Consider the following 14,508-nt stretch of genomic DNA (forward strand, 5'->3'; position numbering starts at 1 on the left):
CGATCCCACGCGGGGTCCGGCTAGACCAACGGGCGGCCCGTCCGGATCCGGCGGTCGACGTCGGCGAGCAGGACGTTGAACGGGTACCGCCGGACGAACCGCGGCAGGCGCCGGTTCACCAGGGCCAGCGCCGCGATGAGCCGGTCGAAGCGCCGCTGCCGGGTGGCGTCCCAGGGCAGCCGCATCTCGTCGCGGAACCGTTGCGGCAGAAAGCCCGTGGTGATCAGCAGCGCCACGCTTTCGGAGGCGCGCTGCAGGGGGCGCGGCAGCGCCAGCCCGCGGATGCGGTTGGCCGCGATCGGATAGAGGTACTCGCGGACGGCCTCGTCGATGTGGACCCGGGCCAGCGACTCCTGCCAGTACCGGTCGAACGCCGCCCGGTCCGCCGGCCACATCGCCGGGGGCACCTGCAGCGTGGTGGCCAGCGCCGCGCCCTCGCGGTAATGGCGGTCGGCGTCCTCGCCGTCCAGCTCGCCGATGAACATGCGGTAGATGTCGACCCCGCCCTTGTACAGGCAGGCCCCCACCCACAGCTGCAGGTCGGGATCGAAGGCGTTGTACTGCACCGGGCTTTCGGGGGTCGAGTAGACCTGCGCATGCGCCCGGTTCACCGCCCGCCGGAAGGCGTCCTTCTGCGCGTCGCTGCCCATCGTCGCCACGGCCAGGTAGGTGAAGGTGGTGCGCGCGCGCTTGATCGGATGCAGGTCGACGCGACCACTCTCGACGCGACTCTCCATCACGCCGTAGCCGACACCGGGGCGCGCCAACTGCATGATCACGTTCGCGGGCCCGGCCAGCAGCGCGACGCCCATCAACCCCTCGTCGATGCCGAGTGCCCGCCGGCGCCGAGGCCGCCGAGCACGGGGGCGGTCGGCGACCGGACGCTCGACCTGCCGAATCGGTTCGTGCACCGGGATTGCCATAGTGAGTTCCTCCCGCGGACCCCGCCCGCCAATCTGCGAACGCTTGTTTCCTGATATTGTCGGTGCTGAGCGCTGGTGTCAAGATGGGTCCCATGAACGAGCCCTCGAGCGCGCGGCCGTACCGCGGGGTGGAGGCCGCGCAGCGGCTGGCCACCCGCCGCAGCCGGCTGCTCGCCGCGGGCCTGGAACTGCTCGGGGCGGAGCAACGGGACATCTCCGGCGTCACCGTGCGGGAGGTGTGCCGCGAGGCCGGTCTGGCCGCCCGGTATTTCTACGAAAGCTTCACCGACAAGGACGAATTCGTCGGCGCGGTCTACGACTGGGCGGTCGCGGACCTGGCCGCCACCACCCAGGCCGCGGTGTCGGCCGTCCCGGCCCACGAGCAGACCCGCGCGGGGCTGGCGAACATCGTGCGGACGATCACCGGCAACGCCCGGGTTGGGCGCCTGTTGTTCAGCAGTCAGCTGGCCAACACGGTGATCGCGCGCAAGCGCGCCGAGTCGAGCGCGATGTTCGCCCTGCTGTCCGGCCAGCACGTCGGCAGTGCGTTACAGGTCCCGGCAAACGACCGCATCAAGGCCGCCGCGCACTTCGTGGTCGGCGGCGTCGCGCAGACCATCGGCGCCTGGCTGGCCGGCGACGTCCAACTCGAACCGGACCAGCTCGTCGATCACCTGGCAGCGCTGCTCGATGAGCTCGCCGAGCCCCGCCTGTACCGCCTCGCCGAGACGGCGGCCGAGCCGCGGGCGAAGTCGTGACGCGCGCCCTCACGCCTGGCAGACGCTGCGCCACCCGGTGGTGGCGGTGAGCGAGAACGCGCTCAGAGCATTCGAGATGTGTTGGCGTAACTCGACATCGGAGTTGTGCCGGCCCAGCTCGTAGGCGAGGAGTGAGACGAACACCCGGCCGTGCACCCTTCCCGAGAGCAACGCCAGCGCGCCATTGGTGCGGTACATCGTCGCCGTCGTCACCCCCGGGTACACCGTCTTCATGGCGAAGTGCTCGGCGTCGGTCCCGTCCGGGCGGTTGACGGCCGGGTGCAACGCGCCGAGGTTGGACGATACGACCGTGGTGGCGCTGCCGGTGACAATGCCGATCAGTAGCCGCATGACGCGTTCGGGAATCAGCGGAATCAGCGGCAGCAACGCCCAGCGCTCGTCGGGCTCGTCCTCGTGGCGGGACAGTGCCTCCTTGATCCTGGCGCGAACCTCGCGCAGGTCCGCCGTCACGGGTGCGGGGTCGACCGTGACGTCGACGTTGATGACCGCGTTGGCGCGAGTGTCACCCGGGGTGCGCTCGTTGACGGGCATTCCGACGTTGACCGTGCCGTCCGCGGCGACCCGGCCCACCCGCCGGGCGAGGTGGGCCGCCAATCCCGCGAGCAGCGCGTTGCTGGTTCCCCCGAGAGCTTGTGCGCGCGCGTCCCACTCGTCGGCGTCGACGAAGATCGTCGCCATGGGCAGCGAGATCGCGTCGTCCGGTCCGGCCGGGGGCGCGGGCCGCTTTCCGCCGGGCGTCGCGGCGCCGCGGCCGGCCCGCGCCATCCGTGCGGCCGCAACGACGGCGCGGCCCATGCCCGGTGCGTCGTGCGCTGTTTGGCGCAAGTCCTCGCGCAGCGCCCGCCACCGCCGCCGCGATCCCGCGGCGGGCCACTCGGTCGCGTCGTCGCGGCCGCAGGCCGCGTCCGCCAGCGCCTCGCACAGCCCGACACCATCGGTGAGGCAATGGGTGACCACCAGGCTGACCGCCGCCCCGCCATCGGTCAACGGCAACATGCCCAGATGCCATCCGGGGCCGCGCTCGGCGTCCGGCCGCTTGCGCGCCTGCTCGCCCAGCCACTCGTCGATCTCGCCCCGCGGCCGGGGTGCCGCGGCGATCTCGAGGCCCGGCTGACGGGTGGGTGTCACCCAGCGGTGCCGGCCGAACGGCAACGGGCTGCGTTCGATGCGGCGACGCAACCGACCCCGGCCGAGATGGCGGTGAAAGGCCCGCAGACCGTCGAGGTCGATGGCGTGGTCGTACACCCAGATGCATTGCAGCACACTGGTCGCGGCGGTCGCTCGCTCGCCGAGGAAGAGTGTCTGGTCGGCCAGGTCCAGCACGTTGCTCATCGCTAGGCCGCAACCACGTCGGGCTGGTCGGGGGTGGTGTCGATGACGCGGACGAACTCCCGGATCAGGGCCGCGACGTAGCGCTGCACCGAGTCGCGGGCTATCTCGTTGTCGGGGAACGAGATTGTCACCGTGGTTCGCTCGACGTGCCGGTTGATCCACAGGTTGATCCCACCGGCGGAGAGGCTGTCGCCATAGGTGCCGAAATTCATCTCCGCCCACATCCCGACCAGGGGAATCTTGCGGAAGTCGAGGAACGACACCATCATCGGCAGTTGGGTGGGCAGCTTTATCCCCAGCTCGTCCGGTGTGGCCAGCTCCAAGACACGCTCCACGGGCACCGTGGCGAGTTCTTTGGCGGCGTCGAACGACTTCTGCGCCGCCCGGGCCGCCTCGGGGAACGAGTCGCCGGCCGTCGGCACGGTGACCGGGATCAGGCTGGCGAACCATCCCACCGTCATGGTGTCGATACCCGGCGTGCGGGTGTCCCGCGCCGTGAACCCGAAATAGGTTTCCTTGCCGGTCAATACGCGCTCCGCCAGGGCGGTGCACGCCAGCACTCCCCCGGTGAACCGGGCACCTGCCGCGCAGCAGGCGGCGTCGAAGGCGTCCGTGCCCGCGGCGTCGAGCACCTCGACCGTCAACAAATCGCCCTTGCAGCTCGCCCACGTGTCGCCCAGTGGGAGCGGAAAGCTCGGCCAGTCGCCGTCGGTCTCGCGCGCGAAGGCGATCCAGTCCTTGATCGCCGGGGAGGCCAGGCTCAGGCTCGCCGCGTTCTCGCGCTGCCGCGCCGCGTAGTCGCGGTAACTCCTGACTTCGGGGCCCGGACCGGGATCGGCGCCGTGCGCCCCCAGCGTCAATCGCTGATAGGTCAGGTGGATGTCGAGGAAGATCAGTGCGGCGGACAGGCCGTCGATGTGCAGGTGGTCGACACTGGCGTAGAACGTGAAGTGGTCGGCCCCCTGGACGACTCCGTAGGTGAAACAACCCCATCCGAGCGTCTCCGGGGTCGTCGTCAGGACGTGGGCGCGCGCCCGGTCGGGGCTCGTGCGGCCGAACGACACCGGGGCGAAGTCGATGGCCTCGGGGTCGGTGATCAGCCGGCGGACGATGACGCCTTCCTCGAATTCGAACCAGCTGTGATAGGTGTCCTGACCGCGGACGTGCGCATTGATCGCCGCGGTCATCGCCGGGATGTCGCACACGCCGGGAATGTCCCACGCCACGACCATCAGCCGGGGTAGCTGCCGGTTCAGCGCCTTACTATGAAAGGCGGTCCAGAGGTGTTGGGTCTGTTGATAACTCGGAGCCGAATCGCTTCGCGGCGCTGTGCGAGCCGCTTCGTGCGACGCGGGTGTGGCCATCCAGGTGGTAAGGGGGCCGTGCGGCGGTTGCCATTCGCTGATATTCCCGAGTGCGACCATTTCTTGATCCCGTTCTGTGGCGATGCTGGTTCCGTTGTGCGACAAGGGGGTAGCGGAAGAGCCATTCATAATGGCTTTTCTGCGCGGTATGAATTCATTTTTGCTTCGGGGATCTTTGCGGCGGATTCCGTACGTTGGCCCGAACTTACGGCGCCGCTTTCACCCCCCTGTCGCTGTTATTGGACGGTAGTACAGGAACGCGAGGATTGGTCGGTTTTAGGAAGATTCGCAATCGCGTGCGTAAGCGCCGCGGGGCCGGTAGTCTTTCTCAGTCGCACGGGGCCGGCGGACCAAAAGGCCGCGGCCTCAGGGGAACAGGGGAAGCCGCCACAACGGCATGGCGGGGTCGAGCAGCCACAGCCGCATCATCGTGAGCCGCATCAGCCGCTGCGCGCTGAAGATCAGGAAGGCCGCCAGCGGCAGCTCGATCAGCAGCGCGGTGGTGACCGAAAGCCAGACGTCTCTGGGCCCGGCCGTCGTCAGGTCGAACCAGGCGTCGCAGATCAGCAACACCCCGGTGGTGAACGCGGCCGGCACCAACAGCTGGCGGCGGAGGTACCCGAGCGTCGCCGTCGCGAGCATGAATCCGACCAGGAGAAGGTCGAAGCCGACCCACGTCACGGGCCAGTTGTGCGCGACATAGTTCTCCGGCAGCGTCACCGACAGATATCCCAGCCAGGGAACCATCGCCATCGAGCCGCCGACCATCAGGCTCAACCGGATGCGCCGAACCCGGGCCAGCAGCGCCGGGTCGATCAGGTCGCTCACGGGCTGCTCCAGCCGGGAGATGAGCTGCCGCCGCTGCTCGGGGGTGAGCGCCGCGATCTGCGCGTCGGACAGGACGCCGTCGGTCATCGGCGACCGGCGACCACCGGGGGTCGGCGGTCTGCCGCGGTCCTGGGCACGGCCTGAGCATCGGTGGCATCGAATTCTTTTACCCAGCAGGCGAATTCGAGGGTGATGCCGTCGGGGTCCTGGAAGTAGAACGACCGCACGTACACGCCGGGATGCACCGACGCGGACACCTGCATCGGGCTCTCGTCGTGGTTGAGCACGGGCCCGACGCGCACCCCTTTGTCCTTGAGCCGCTGGCGGTAGGCGTCGAACTTCTCGGCCGGGACGTGGAATGCCAGGTGGTTCATGGTGCTCACCGCGCTGGTGATGTCGCCGATGCCGGGGATGGCGCCGGGCGAGGAGATGCCCGGCACCCGGTCGGGGGCGTCGGCGAACCAGAAGAAGGCGACGCAGTCTCCGTTGCCGGCGTCGAAGAAGAAGTGCTGGCCCGCACCCCCGGGCAGATCGAGGGACTTGATCAGCGGCATGCCCAGGACGTTGGTGTAGAAGTCGACGGTGCGGGCCATGTCCGAGCAGACCAGGGCGACGTGGTTGATCCCGCCGAGTTCGAATTCCGTGTTGGTGTTGTGCGGCTTGATCATCGCGCGGCTCCCCTCGGTCCCCGGCTTGAGGTCCTGGCCAAGATGTGATTCTGAATCTAACATCAGCGTGGAGTTTTCTTTAGAGAAGTCCATCGCCAACGGGGCCGCAAAATTGACTCTTCACACCGGTGCCGCGGGCGTGGTCCGCGAGTTCGTCGGGCTGCCGTCACCGACCGCGGGGCGCGCCGGTGCGGGCGGGCACCCCTGCCAGGGGCTGTACCACCGGGGGGTGGGGCGCAAGCCCAAGGTGGCGATGATCGCCACGCACTACCAGATCGACTTCTCGGAGCACTATCTCGCCGACTACATGGCCACCCGAGGTGTCGGCTTTCTCGGCTGGAACACCCGCTACCGGGGCTTCGAGAGCAGCTTCCTGTTGGACCATGCGCTGGTCGACATCGGCGTCGGGGTGAGCTGGCTGCGCGAGGTGCAAGGGGTGGAAACCATTGTGCTGCTCGGCAACTCGGGCGGCGGCTCGTTGATGGCCGCATATCAGTCGCAGGCCGTGGAGCCGAACGTGACCCCGCTGGACGGGATGCGGCCGGCGTCCGGGGTGACCGAGTTGCCCGCCGCCGACGGCTATGTGGCCACCGCCGCCCATCCCGGGCGGCCCGACGTCTTGACGGCCTGGATGGACGCCGCCGTCGTCGACGAAAACGACCCCGTCGCCACCGATGCCGACCTGGACCTGTTCAACGGGCGCAACGGGCCGCCGTATTCGCCGGAGTTCCTCGCCCGCTACCGGCGCGCGCAGGCCGCACGCAACCACGCGATCACCGACTGGGCCGAGACGGAACTCAAACGCGTTCGCGCGGCGGGGTTTTCCGATCGCCCGTTCAGTGTCATGCGCACCTGGGCGGATCCGCGCATGGTCGACGCCGGGATCGAGCCGACCCGGCGCCAACCCAACATGTGCTACGCCGGCGTCCCGGCCAAGGCGAACCGGTCCGCGCACGGCATCGCCGCGGCCTGCACCCTGCGCAGCTGGCTGGGCATGTGGAGCCTGCGGGTGGCGCAGACCAGGGCCGACCCGCACCTGGCCCGCATCACCTGCCCCGCCCTGGTGATCAACGCCGACGCCGATACCGGGGTGTTCCCGTCCGACGCGCAGCGCATCTTCGCCGCGCTCGCCAGTCCGGACAAGACCCAGGCGTCGATCGACACCGACCACTACTTCACCACCCCGGGCGCTCGCGGGGAGCAGGCCGACCTCATCGCCAACTGGATCGGCAAGCGGTTTCGCTGAGCCGCCGCGACCCCTGTGGTCAACCAACCGACCGGTTGTTAGTTTGGGAGGTGCTTGGCCGAGACGGAAACCCGAAAGCATGGGAAGGCGACCAATGCCGATCGCTATCACTCCTGAGCATCAAGACCTGGCCGATTCGGTCCGGTCCCTGGTGGCGCGCGTCGCGCCGTCCGAGGCGTTGCACGCGGCGATGGAAACGCCGATCGGCAACCCGCCGCCGTACTGGCAGGCCGCCGCCGAACAAGGCCTGCAGGGCCTGCACCTGGCCGAGTCCGTCGGCGGGCAGGGCTTCGGCATCCTCGAGTTGGCCGTCGCGCTGGCCGAGTTCGGCTACGGCGCGGTGCCCGGGCCCTTCGTCCCGTCGGCGATCGCGAGCGCGCTGATCGCCGCCGACGATCCGCAGGCCAAGGTGCTCTCCGAGCTGGCGTCCGGCGCCGCGATCGCCGCCTACGCCATGGACTGCTGCGGGCTCACCGCCACCCGCCAGGGTGACGCGCTGGTGCTCCGGGGCGAGGTCCGCGCGGTTCCCGCGGCGGCGCAGGCCTCCCTGCTGGTGCTGCCGGTCGCGATCGACAGCGGCGAGGAGTGGGTGGTGGTGCGCGCCGAGGAGCTCGAGGTCGAGCCGGTGCGGAGCATCGACCCGCTGCGCCCGGTCGCCCACGTGCGGGCCAACGCCGTCGAGGTCGGCGCCGACGCCGCGCTGTGCAACCTGAGCATGGCCACCGCGCACGCGCTGATGACCACGCTACTGTCCGCCGAGGCGATCGGGGTGGCCCGCTGGGCGACCGACACGGCGTCGCAATACGCCAAGATCCGCGAGCAGTTCGGCCGGCCGATCGGGCAGTTCCAGGCCATCAAGCACAAGTGCGCGGAGATGATCGCCGACACCGAGCGGGCCACCGCGGCGGTGTGGGACGCCGCCCGCGCCATCGACGAGGCGCGCGAAAATGACTGGGACATCACCGGTTCCGACGTCGAGTTCGCCGCCGCCGTCGCGGCGACCCTGGCGCCCGCGGCCGCCCAACGGTGCGCGCAGGATTGCATCCAGGTGCACGGCGGGATCGGCTTCACCTGGGAGCACGACACGAACGTCTACTACCGCCGGGCGCTGATGCTGGCCGCCTCCTTCGGCCGCGGCTCGGAATACCCGCAGAAGGTGGTGCACACCGCCACCGGCACCGGCCTGCGGGCGGTCGACATCGACCTGGACCCGGACACCGAAAAGCTGCGGGACGAGATCCGCGCCGAGGTGGCCGCGCTCAAGGCGATGGATCGCGACCAGCGCAGGGTCGCCATCGCCGAGGGCGGCTGGACGCTGCCGTACCTGCCGGAACCGTGGGGCCGCGCCGCCGGCCCGGTCGAGCAGATCATCATCGCGCAGGAGTTCACCACCGGCCGCGTCAAGCGCCCGCAGATGGGCATCGCGACGTGGATCATCCCGTCCATCGTCGCGTTCGGGACCGAGGAGCAAAAGCAGCGGTTCCTGCCGCCGACCTTCCGCGGGGACATGATCTGGTGTCAGCTGTTCTCCGAGCCGGGCGCCGGATCGGACCTGGCCGGGCTGAGCACCAAGGCGACCCGGACGGACGGCGGCTGGCGCATCACCGGCCAGAAGATCTGGACCACGGCGGCGCAGCTCTCCCAGTGGGGCGCGCTGCTGGCCAGGACCGACCCGTCCGCCCCGAAGCACAACGGCATCACCTACTTCCTCCTGGACATGAAGAGCGAGGGTGTCGAGGTGAAGCCGCTGCGCGAGCTCACCGGGAACGCGATGTTCAACACCGTCTACATCGACGACGTGTTCGTGCCCGACGACTGCGTCCTCGGCGAGGTGAACCGGGGTTGGGAGGTCAGCCGCAACACCCTTACCGCGGAACGGGTTTCGATCGGCAGCAGCGAGGCGAACTTCCTTGCCACGCTCGGCCAGTTCGTCGAGTTCGTTCGCGACGGGCAGTTCGACCCGGTCGCCCAACACCGGGCGGGTCAGCTGATCGCCGAGGGCCACGCCGCCAAGGTGCTCAACCTGCGCTCGACGCTGTTGACGCTCGCCGGCGGGGATGCCATGCCGTCGGCGGCCATCTCCAAGCTGCTCTCCATGCGCACCGGCCAGGGGTACGCGGAGTTCGCGGTCTCGTCATTCGGCACCGACGCCGCCATCGGCGACACGGGTGAGCTCGCCGGCAAGTGGGGCGAATACCTGCTGGCCAGCCGGGCCACCACGATCTATGGCGGCACCTCGGAGGTGCAGCTGAACATCATCGCCGAGCGACTGCTCGGCCTCCCCCGCGATCCCTAACCCTCACTTGCGATTTGGCGCCGGAGAGGGGCCATGCCGACCTGAGGGGTGGTCAGGCCGGCATGGTTTCCCCCCCATCCCGTGGGCCGGTCGGCCTCTGTGGATCGGCACGTCGAGACTGGCCGGTTACCACGGGGAGGTTGGTTCACCACCACCAGTTCCAGTGGCCGGGGGCCCAGAATCCGCGGTTAACCCAACCCGGGCCACGGTGCCCCCCGTTCCAACCGTGGCCTCCGCCCCATCCATGACCCCCTCCTGGACGGTCGGGAAGGATGCCGGGCCCCCCTGGCGCACCGTGCGGGCCGGCGGTGGTGAAGCTCGTGTCGGGTCCCGGTACGGGGGCCGCGTGGGCGGCAGGGCCGCCGCCGAACAGCAACGCCGCGGCCGCTGCGGAACCACCGACCACGCCCGTGGCAACACCGCGCAACGATAGCGAAGAGATCCTCATCGCGAGAGCTCCTTCCGGGACTTGGTACGGGACTTGATGCCGACAAACAAAACGTTAGCCACAAATTTCCCGGCAAACAACATTCGCACACCTAAATCATGCTGTGAATTAAGTAACAGCCCCCTTGAATTTATTGTCGCTACCAGAATTCACCGCATGTCATGACTTTCGTAAATCAGGAGATCGCCGAATACTGAAGTCTCATAGAGCCAGTTCAAAAGGGATCTACTGACATACTTAATTCCATACCTCCGCGACCGCACAGAGACTGAATTGCGCATATGCGGGGCCGCACAACCACCGCCAGAAGGCGAAATTCCCGTCATAATTCAGGCGCTGGGCAGCTACCTACATCTCTTTGCTATCGAAAGCCGCAGCTGGCGCACCCGCCGGGCCCGCAGGCGGGCGGTGGGCCGGGCCGCGCCGCTGCGACCGGCTTCCGCGGGCCCGGTGACGCGACTTACGCCCTCGTCGGTGGAAGAATCAGTATCGACACATTCGAGCGCTGATTTACTGATTGGCCACTCATCCGGAGGACGATCGCCACAGTGAACTTCAACCCCAGCCACATCGGACCCGGCGGCGGAACGTTTCGGGGCCCCGGGCCGTCGGCCGCGCCGGCGGGCGACGCCGCGCCAACCGAGCGCCTCACCGGGCTCGGGCAGCAGGGCGCGCACCGGGTGGTCAGCCAGCCGGCGGCCGGCCAGGTAGGCCGGGGCCAGCGCACACGCCGCACCGTCGACCTCCCCGCGGCCACCCATCGGGCGCTCGACATCTGGCAGCGTGAGGCCGCCGACCGCCTGGGCGTCGCCCGCGTGACCGGGCAAGAGGTGCTCACCGCGCTCATCGACCAACTGCTGGTCGATCCCAAACTCACGGCGCAGATCACCCGCGCCATCAAAGACCGGCGCTGACCCCCGACCGGGCCGCGGCTAGTCGACCTCCATCTCACGCAGCTCGCGCTTGAGGATCTTGCCCGTCGGGTTGCGCGGCAGCTCCTCGAGGAAGACCACCTCGCGCGGCACCTTGTAGCGGGCCAGGTGGTCGCGCACGTATCCCTTGATGGTGTCCTCGTCGACGTCGGAGCCGTCCTTCTTGACGACGAAGGCGCGCAGCCGGTGGCCCCATTCCTTGTCCTCGACGCCGATCGCCGTCGCTTCGACCACCTCCGGGTGGCCGCTGATCAGGTCCTCGACCTCGGCGGGGAACACGTTCTCGCCGCCGGAGACGATCATCTCGTCGTCGCGGCCACTGACGTAGAGCAGGCCGTGTTCGTCGAAGTAACCAACGTCGCCGGACGACATCAGGCCGTCGATGATCTGCTTGTGGCCGCCGCCGGTGTAGCCCTCGAACGGAAACGCGTTGCCGACAAAGATCCGGCCGACCTCGCCCTGGGGCTTCTCCTTACCGTTGTCGTCGAGAATCTTGACCTTGACGCCCTTGACCACGGGTCCGACCGTCGCCGCATTCTTCTCGAGATCTCGCGGCCCGGCGATGGTGGCGAACGCGATCTCCGTCGAGCCGTACATGTTGTAGATGACCGGGCCCAGGTCCTTCAACGCGCGGCTGGCCAGCTCGGCGCCCAGCTGCGATCCGGAGATGAAGACGATCTTCAGGCTGGACAGGTCCGGCTTCTTGTCCATCTTCTCGACCGCGTCGAGGATCCGCGACAGCATGACGGGCACCACCACCATCGCGGTCACCTTGTGCTTCTCGATGTCCTCGAGCACCAGCGGCGGCTTGAACTTGCGCCGCAACACCAGGGTGGAGCCCAGGAACATCGCGATGGTGCCGTGCAGGTACCCCAGCGCGTGGAACATCGGGGCCGGCAGCGACGTCACCTCGTTGGCCTTGAACGGCACGTGCGAGAGGATCCCGCCGACCGGCGCCAGGGTGGGCGGCGTGCTGCGGTTCGCCCCCTTGGGGGTGCCGGTGGTGCCGCTGGTCAGGATGATGATCGACGCGTGCTTGCTCGCCTTGGGGGCGGGTTCTTTGCTGCTCCGCTCGATCAGGTCGGCCAGCGTCTCGTCCTTGCTGCCGGACGGCTCGTCCGCGTCGGGGTTGGTGCCCAGCGCGCGCAGGAAGCCCAGCTCCGGCTCGGCCTTGCTGACGGCCTTGGTGTACTCGTCGTCGTAGATGATCAGCTTGGCGCCCTCGCGCTCCGAGACCTCCTTGATCTGCGGGCCGGAGAACTCGCTGTTGAGCAGGATGATGCGGGCGCCGACCCGGGCGGCGCCGTAGTTGGCGATCAGAAACCAGCGGGTGTTGCGCGCCAGGATCGCGACCCCGTCGCCGCCCTTGACGCCCATGTCGATCAGCCCGTTCGCCACCGCGTGGGCGGCCTCGTCGAGTTGAGCGAAGGTGAATTCGCCCTCCTCGTCGAGGCACGCGGCGCGGTCGGGGTGGCGCCTGGCGTTGAGCGAGGGCAGCATGCCGAACTCGCCCCACTTGTAGATGTCGTTGGCCATCGCGGCGTAGTTCTGCGGCGGCTCCAGCCGGAAGGCGCCCGCCTCGAAGATCTTGCGTACGTAGTGCAATTCGGCTGAGCCGCGTTCCAGGTACTGCTGGACCTTGGCAACCGCCTGCCCGGGCAGGCCGATCAGATTTGGCATGGATCCACCCTATGTGACGTCCGTCGCATTCCGAGGGGTAAGTACCCATCGACTTACGATGATGAACATGGGCCCGGTTTCGCTGGAGGTGGACGGGCGCGACGTCACGGTCACCCACCCGGACAAGGTGGTGTTCGAGGCCCACGGCGGCGCGGGGCCGCACACCAAGCTCGACCTGATCCGGTACTACCTCTCGGTGGCCGAGGGCGCGCTGCGCGGCGTGGCCGGCCGGCCGATGATCCTCAAGCGCTTCGTCAAGGGCATCGCGCAGGAGGCGGTGTTCCAGAAGCGCGCGCCGAAGAACCGGCCCGACTGGGTGGACGTCGCCGAATTGCATTACGCGCGAGGCACTTCCGCCGCGGAGGCCGTCATCCACGACGCCGCCGGCCTGGCGTGGGCGGTCAACCTGGGCTGCGTCGACTTCAACCCGCACCCGGTGCTGGCCGGCGACCTCGATCATCCCGACGAATTGCGCGTCGACCTGGATCCGATGCCCGGCGTCTCCTGGGGACGGATCGTCGAGGTGGCGCTGGTGGCCCGGGAGGTGCTGGAGGACTACGGCCTGGTCGCCTGGCCGAAGACCTCGGGGTCACGGGGTTTTCACGTCTACGCCCGGATCGCGCCGCGCTGGGAGTTCCGCCAGGTCCGGCTGGCCGCCCAGACCGTGGCCCGGGAGGTCGAGCGCCGGGTGCCCGACGCGGCGACCAGCCGCTGGTGGAAGGAAGAGCGCGAAGGGGTGTTCGTCGACTTCAACCAGAACGCCAAGGACCGCACGGTCGCTTCGGCGTACTCGGTGCGGGCGACGCCGGACGCCCGGGTCTCGACGCCGCTGCGCTGGGACGAGGTCACCGAGCGCCGTCCGGAGGAGTTCACGATCGACACGGTGCCCGGCCGGTTCGCAGAACTGGGCGACCCGTGGGCCGGCATGGATGAGGCGGTCGGCGACCTGGACCGGTTGCTGGTGCTGGCCGAGGAGATGGGCCCGCCGGAGCGCGCGCCGAAGGGGGCGGGCAGTGCGGGCGGCCGGCGACGGTCGGTGATGCCGCTCCTCGAGGTCGCCCGCACCAAGACCAAGGACGAGGCGCTCGCCGCGCTGGACACCTGGCGCGCCCGCCACCCGGCCGCCTCCGGCCGGCTGCGGCCGGCCGACATCCTGGTCGACGGCATGCGCGGGCCGAGCTCGATCTGGTACCGGATCCGGGTCAACCTGCAGCACGTGCCGGCCGACGAGCGGCCGCCGCAGGAGGAGCTGATCGCCGACTACAGCCCCTGGGAGAGCTACGGCGGCAGGCAGAAGCCGCCGGGCTGAGGCGCGCCTACACGCCGACCCGCGCCGGCGCGCCGGAGGCGCTCGTCTTGCGCAGGTAGCAGTACCAGGTGACCACCAGCAGGGCCAGGAAGAAGCCCACGTAAAACCGCAACGCCGGCTCGATGCTGCCGAAGTGCGACCTCGACCATGCGTAGGCCAGCGGCACGACGAACCCGCCGAACGCACCGACCGACGAGATCACGCCGAGCGCGCCCGCGGCCTGCCGGCGCATCTGCACCATGGTGTCCGGGTCGCCGCCGGCGCGCTCCCCCTTGAGCACGAAGATCCGCGAGATCATCCGGTAGGTCGAGCCGTTGCCGATGCCGGTGGCGACGAACAGGAACATGAAGCTGGCGAAGAACACCGGCAGGTTCTTGGCGTTGACCGACCAGAGCGCCGCGGAGGCGCCCGCGGCGAGCATGACGAAGCTCGCGGCCGTGATCCGGGCCCCGCCGATCCGGTCGGCCAGCTTGCCGCCCAGGGGGCGGATGACCGAGCCGATGCCCGCCCCGAGAAAAGCCCAGGTCAAGGCGATATCGCCGCGCCCGAAGACCGTCTTGAGCAGGGTCGGGAAGGCCGCCGAGTAGCCGATGAACGACCCGAACGTGCCGATGTAGAGCAGCGACATCGAGCGCCGTGAGGCGCTGTTCAACCGAACGGAGGTGAGAGACCACCGTCGCCGAGCCATCGCAGTGGCCCGGTA

Annotated in this window: 12 protein-coding genes; 5 read left to right on the plus strand and 7 right to left on the minus strand. The window is 69.1% G+C overall.

Annotated features, from left to right (window positions below; genetic code table 11):
- Positions 1–20 precede the first annotated feature (20 nt).
- Complete coding sequence (locus tag BST44_RS17445; RefSeq protein WP_083178356.1) at positions 21–923, minus strand: oxygenase MpaB family protein; 903 nt, start codon at positions 921–923, stop codon at positions 21–23.
- Between the two features lie 92 nt (positions 924–1,015).
- On the opposite strand from BST44_RS17445, the gene BST44_RS17450 reads away from it, so the two are divergent.
- Positions 1,016–1,681 (plus strand): TetR/AcrR family transcriptional regulator, encoded by a 666-nt coding sequence (locus BST44_RS17450; protein ID WP_439330733.1) that lies wholly within the window; start codon positions 1,016–1,018, stop codon positions 1,679–1,681.
- A 9-nt stretch (positions 1,682–1,690) separates the two neighbouring features.
- On the opposite strand, the gene BST44_RS17455 is transcribed toward BST44_RS17450, so the two are convergent.
- From BST44_RS17455 to BST44_RS17470, 4 genes are all read right to left on the minus strand, one after another.
- Positions 1,691–3,034, minus strand: a complete 1,344-nt coding sequence (locus BST44_RS17455; RefSeq protein WP_083178358.1) for a hypothetical protein — start codon at positions 3,032–3,034, stop codon at positions 1,691–1,693.
- Positions 3,035–3,036: 2 nt separating this feature from the next.
- Positions 3,037–4,458, minus strand: a complete 1,422-nt coding sequence (locus BST44_RS17460; protein WP_083178359.1) for a condensation domain-containing protein — start codon at positions 4,456–4,458, stop codon at positions 3,037–3,039.
- Positions 4,459–4,764: 306 nt separating this feature from the next.
- The gene (locus BST44_RS17465; protein WP_083178360.1) at positions 4,765–5,313 is read right to left on the minus strand and encodes a hypothetical protein; all 549 of its coding nucleotides are present in this window, start codon (positions 5,311–5,313) and stop codon (positions 4,765–4,767) included.
- Positions 5,310–5,894, minus strand: coding sequence for a VOC family protein (locus BST44_RS17470; protein WP_083178361.1), 585 nt, complete (start codon positions 5,892–5,894; stop codon positions 5,310–5,312). The genes BST44_RS17465 and BST44_RS17470 overlap by 4 nt, the downstream gene beginning before the upstream one ends.
- 112 nt (positions 5,895–6,006) lie before the next feature.
- Here BST44_RS17470 and BST44_RS17475 point away from each other — a divergent pair, with 112 nt between their 5' ends.
- From BST44_RS17475 to BST44_RS17490, 3 genes are all read left to right on the plus strand, one after another.
- Positions 6,007–7,140 (plus strand): alpha/beta fold hydrolase domain-containing protein, encoded by a 1,134-nt coding sequence (locus BST44_RS17475; RefSeq protein WP_083178362.1) that lies wholly within the window; start codon positions 6,007–6,009, stop codon positions 7,138–7,140.
- A gap of 94 nt (positions 7,141–7,234) precedes the next feature.
- On the plus strand, positions 7,235–9,436 hold the full coding sequence (locus BST44_RS17480; RefSeq protein ID WP_083178363.1) for an acyl-CoA dehydrogenase family protein: 2,202 nt from the start codon (positions 7,235–7,237) through the stop codon (positions 9,434–9,436).
- Between the two features lie 996 nt (positions 9,437–10,432).
- Entirely contained in the window at positions 10,433–10,798 is a 366-nt protein-coding gene (locus BST44_RS17490) for an ATPase (RefSeq protein WP_083178365.1), read from the plus strand.
- A gap of 18 nt (positions 10,799–10,816) precedes the next feature.
- Here the strand turns inward: BST44_RS17490 and fadD2 are convergent, their stop codons facing one another.
- Positions 10,817–12,496 carry a long-chain-fatty-acid--CoA ligase FadD2 gene (fadD2, locus tag BST44_RS17495; RefSeq protein ID WP_083178366.1) on the minus strand — a complete coding sequence of 560 codons (1,680 nt, stop codon included), beginning with the start codon at positions 12,494–12,496 and terminating at the stop codon, positions 10,817–10,819.
- Positions 12,497–12,554: 58 nt separating this feature from the next.
- Here fadD2 and BST44_RS17500 point away from each other — a divergent pair, with 58 nt between their 5' ends.
- Positions 12,555–13,805 (plus strand): DNA polymerase domain-containing protein, encoded by a 1,251-nt coding sequence (locus BST44_RS17500; RefSeq protein ID WP_439330734.1) that lies wholly within the window; start codon positions 12,555–12,557, stop codon positions 13,803–13,805.
- 7 nt (positions 13,806–13,812) lie between these two features.
- Here BST44_RS17500 and BST44_RS17505 read toward each other — a convergent pair.
- Positions 13,813–14,508 (minus strand): MFS transporter (locus tag BST44_RS17505; RefSeq protein WP_500684508.1); only part of this gene is annotated, 696 nt, incomplete at its 5' end.

Origin of the sequence: Mycobacterium scrofulaceum, assembly GCF_002086735.1 — a bacterium.
Classification (GTDB): domain Bacteria; phylum Actinomycetota; class Actinomycetes; order Mycobacteriales; family Mycobacteriaceae; genus Mycobacterium; species Mycobacterium scrofulaceum.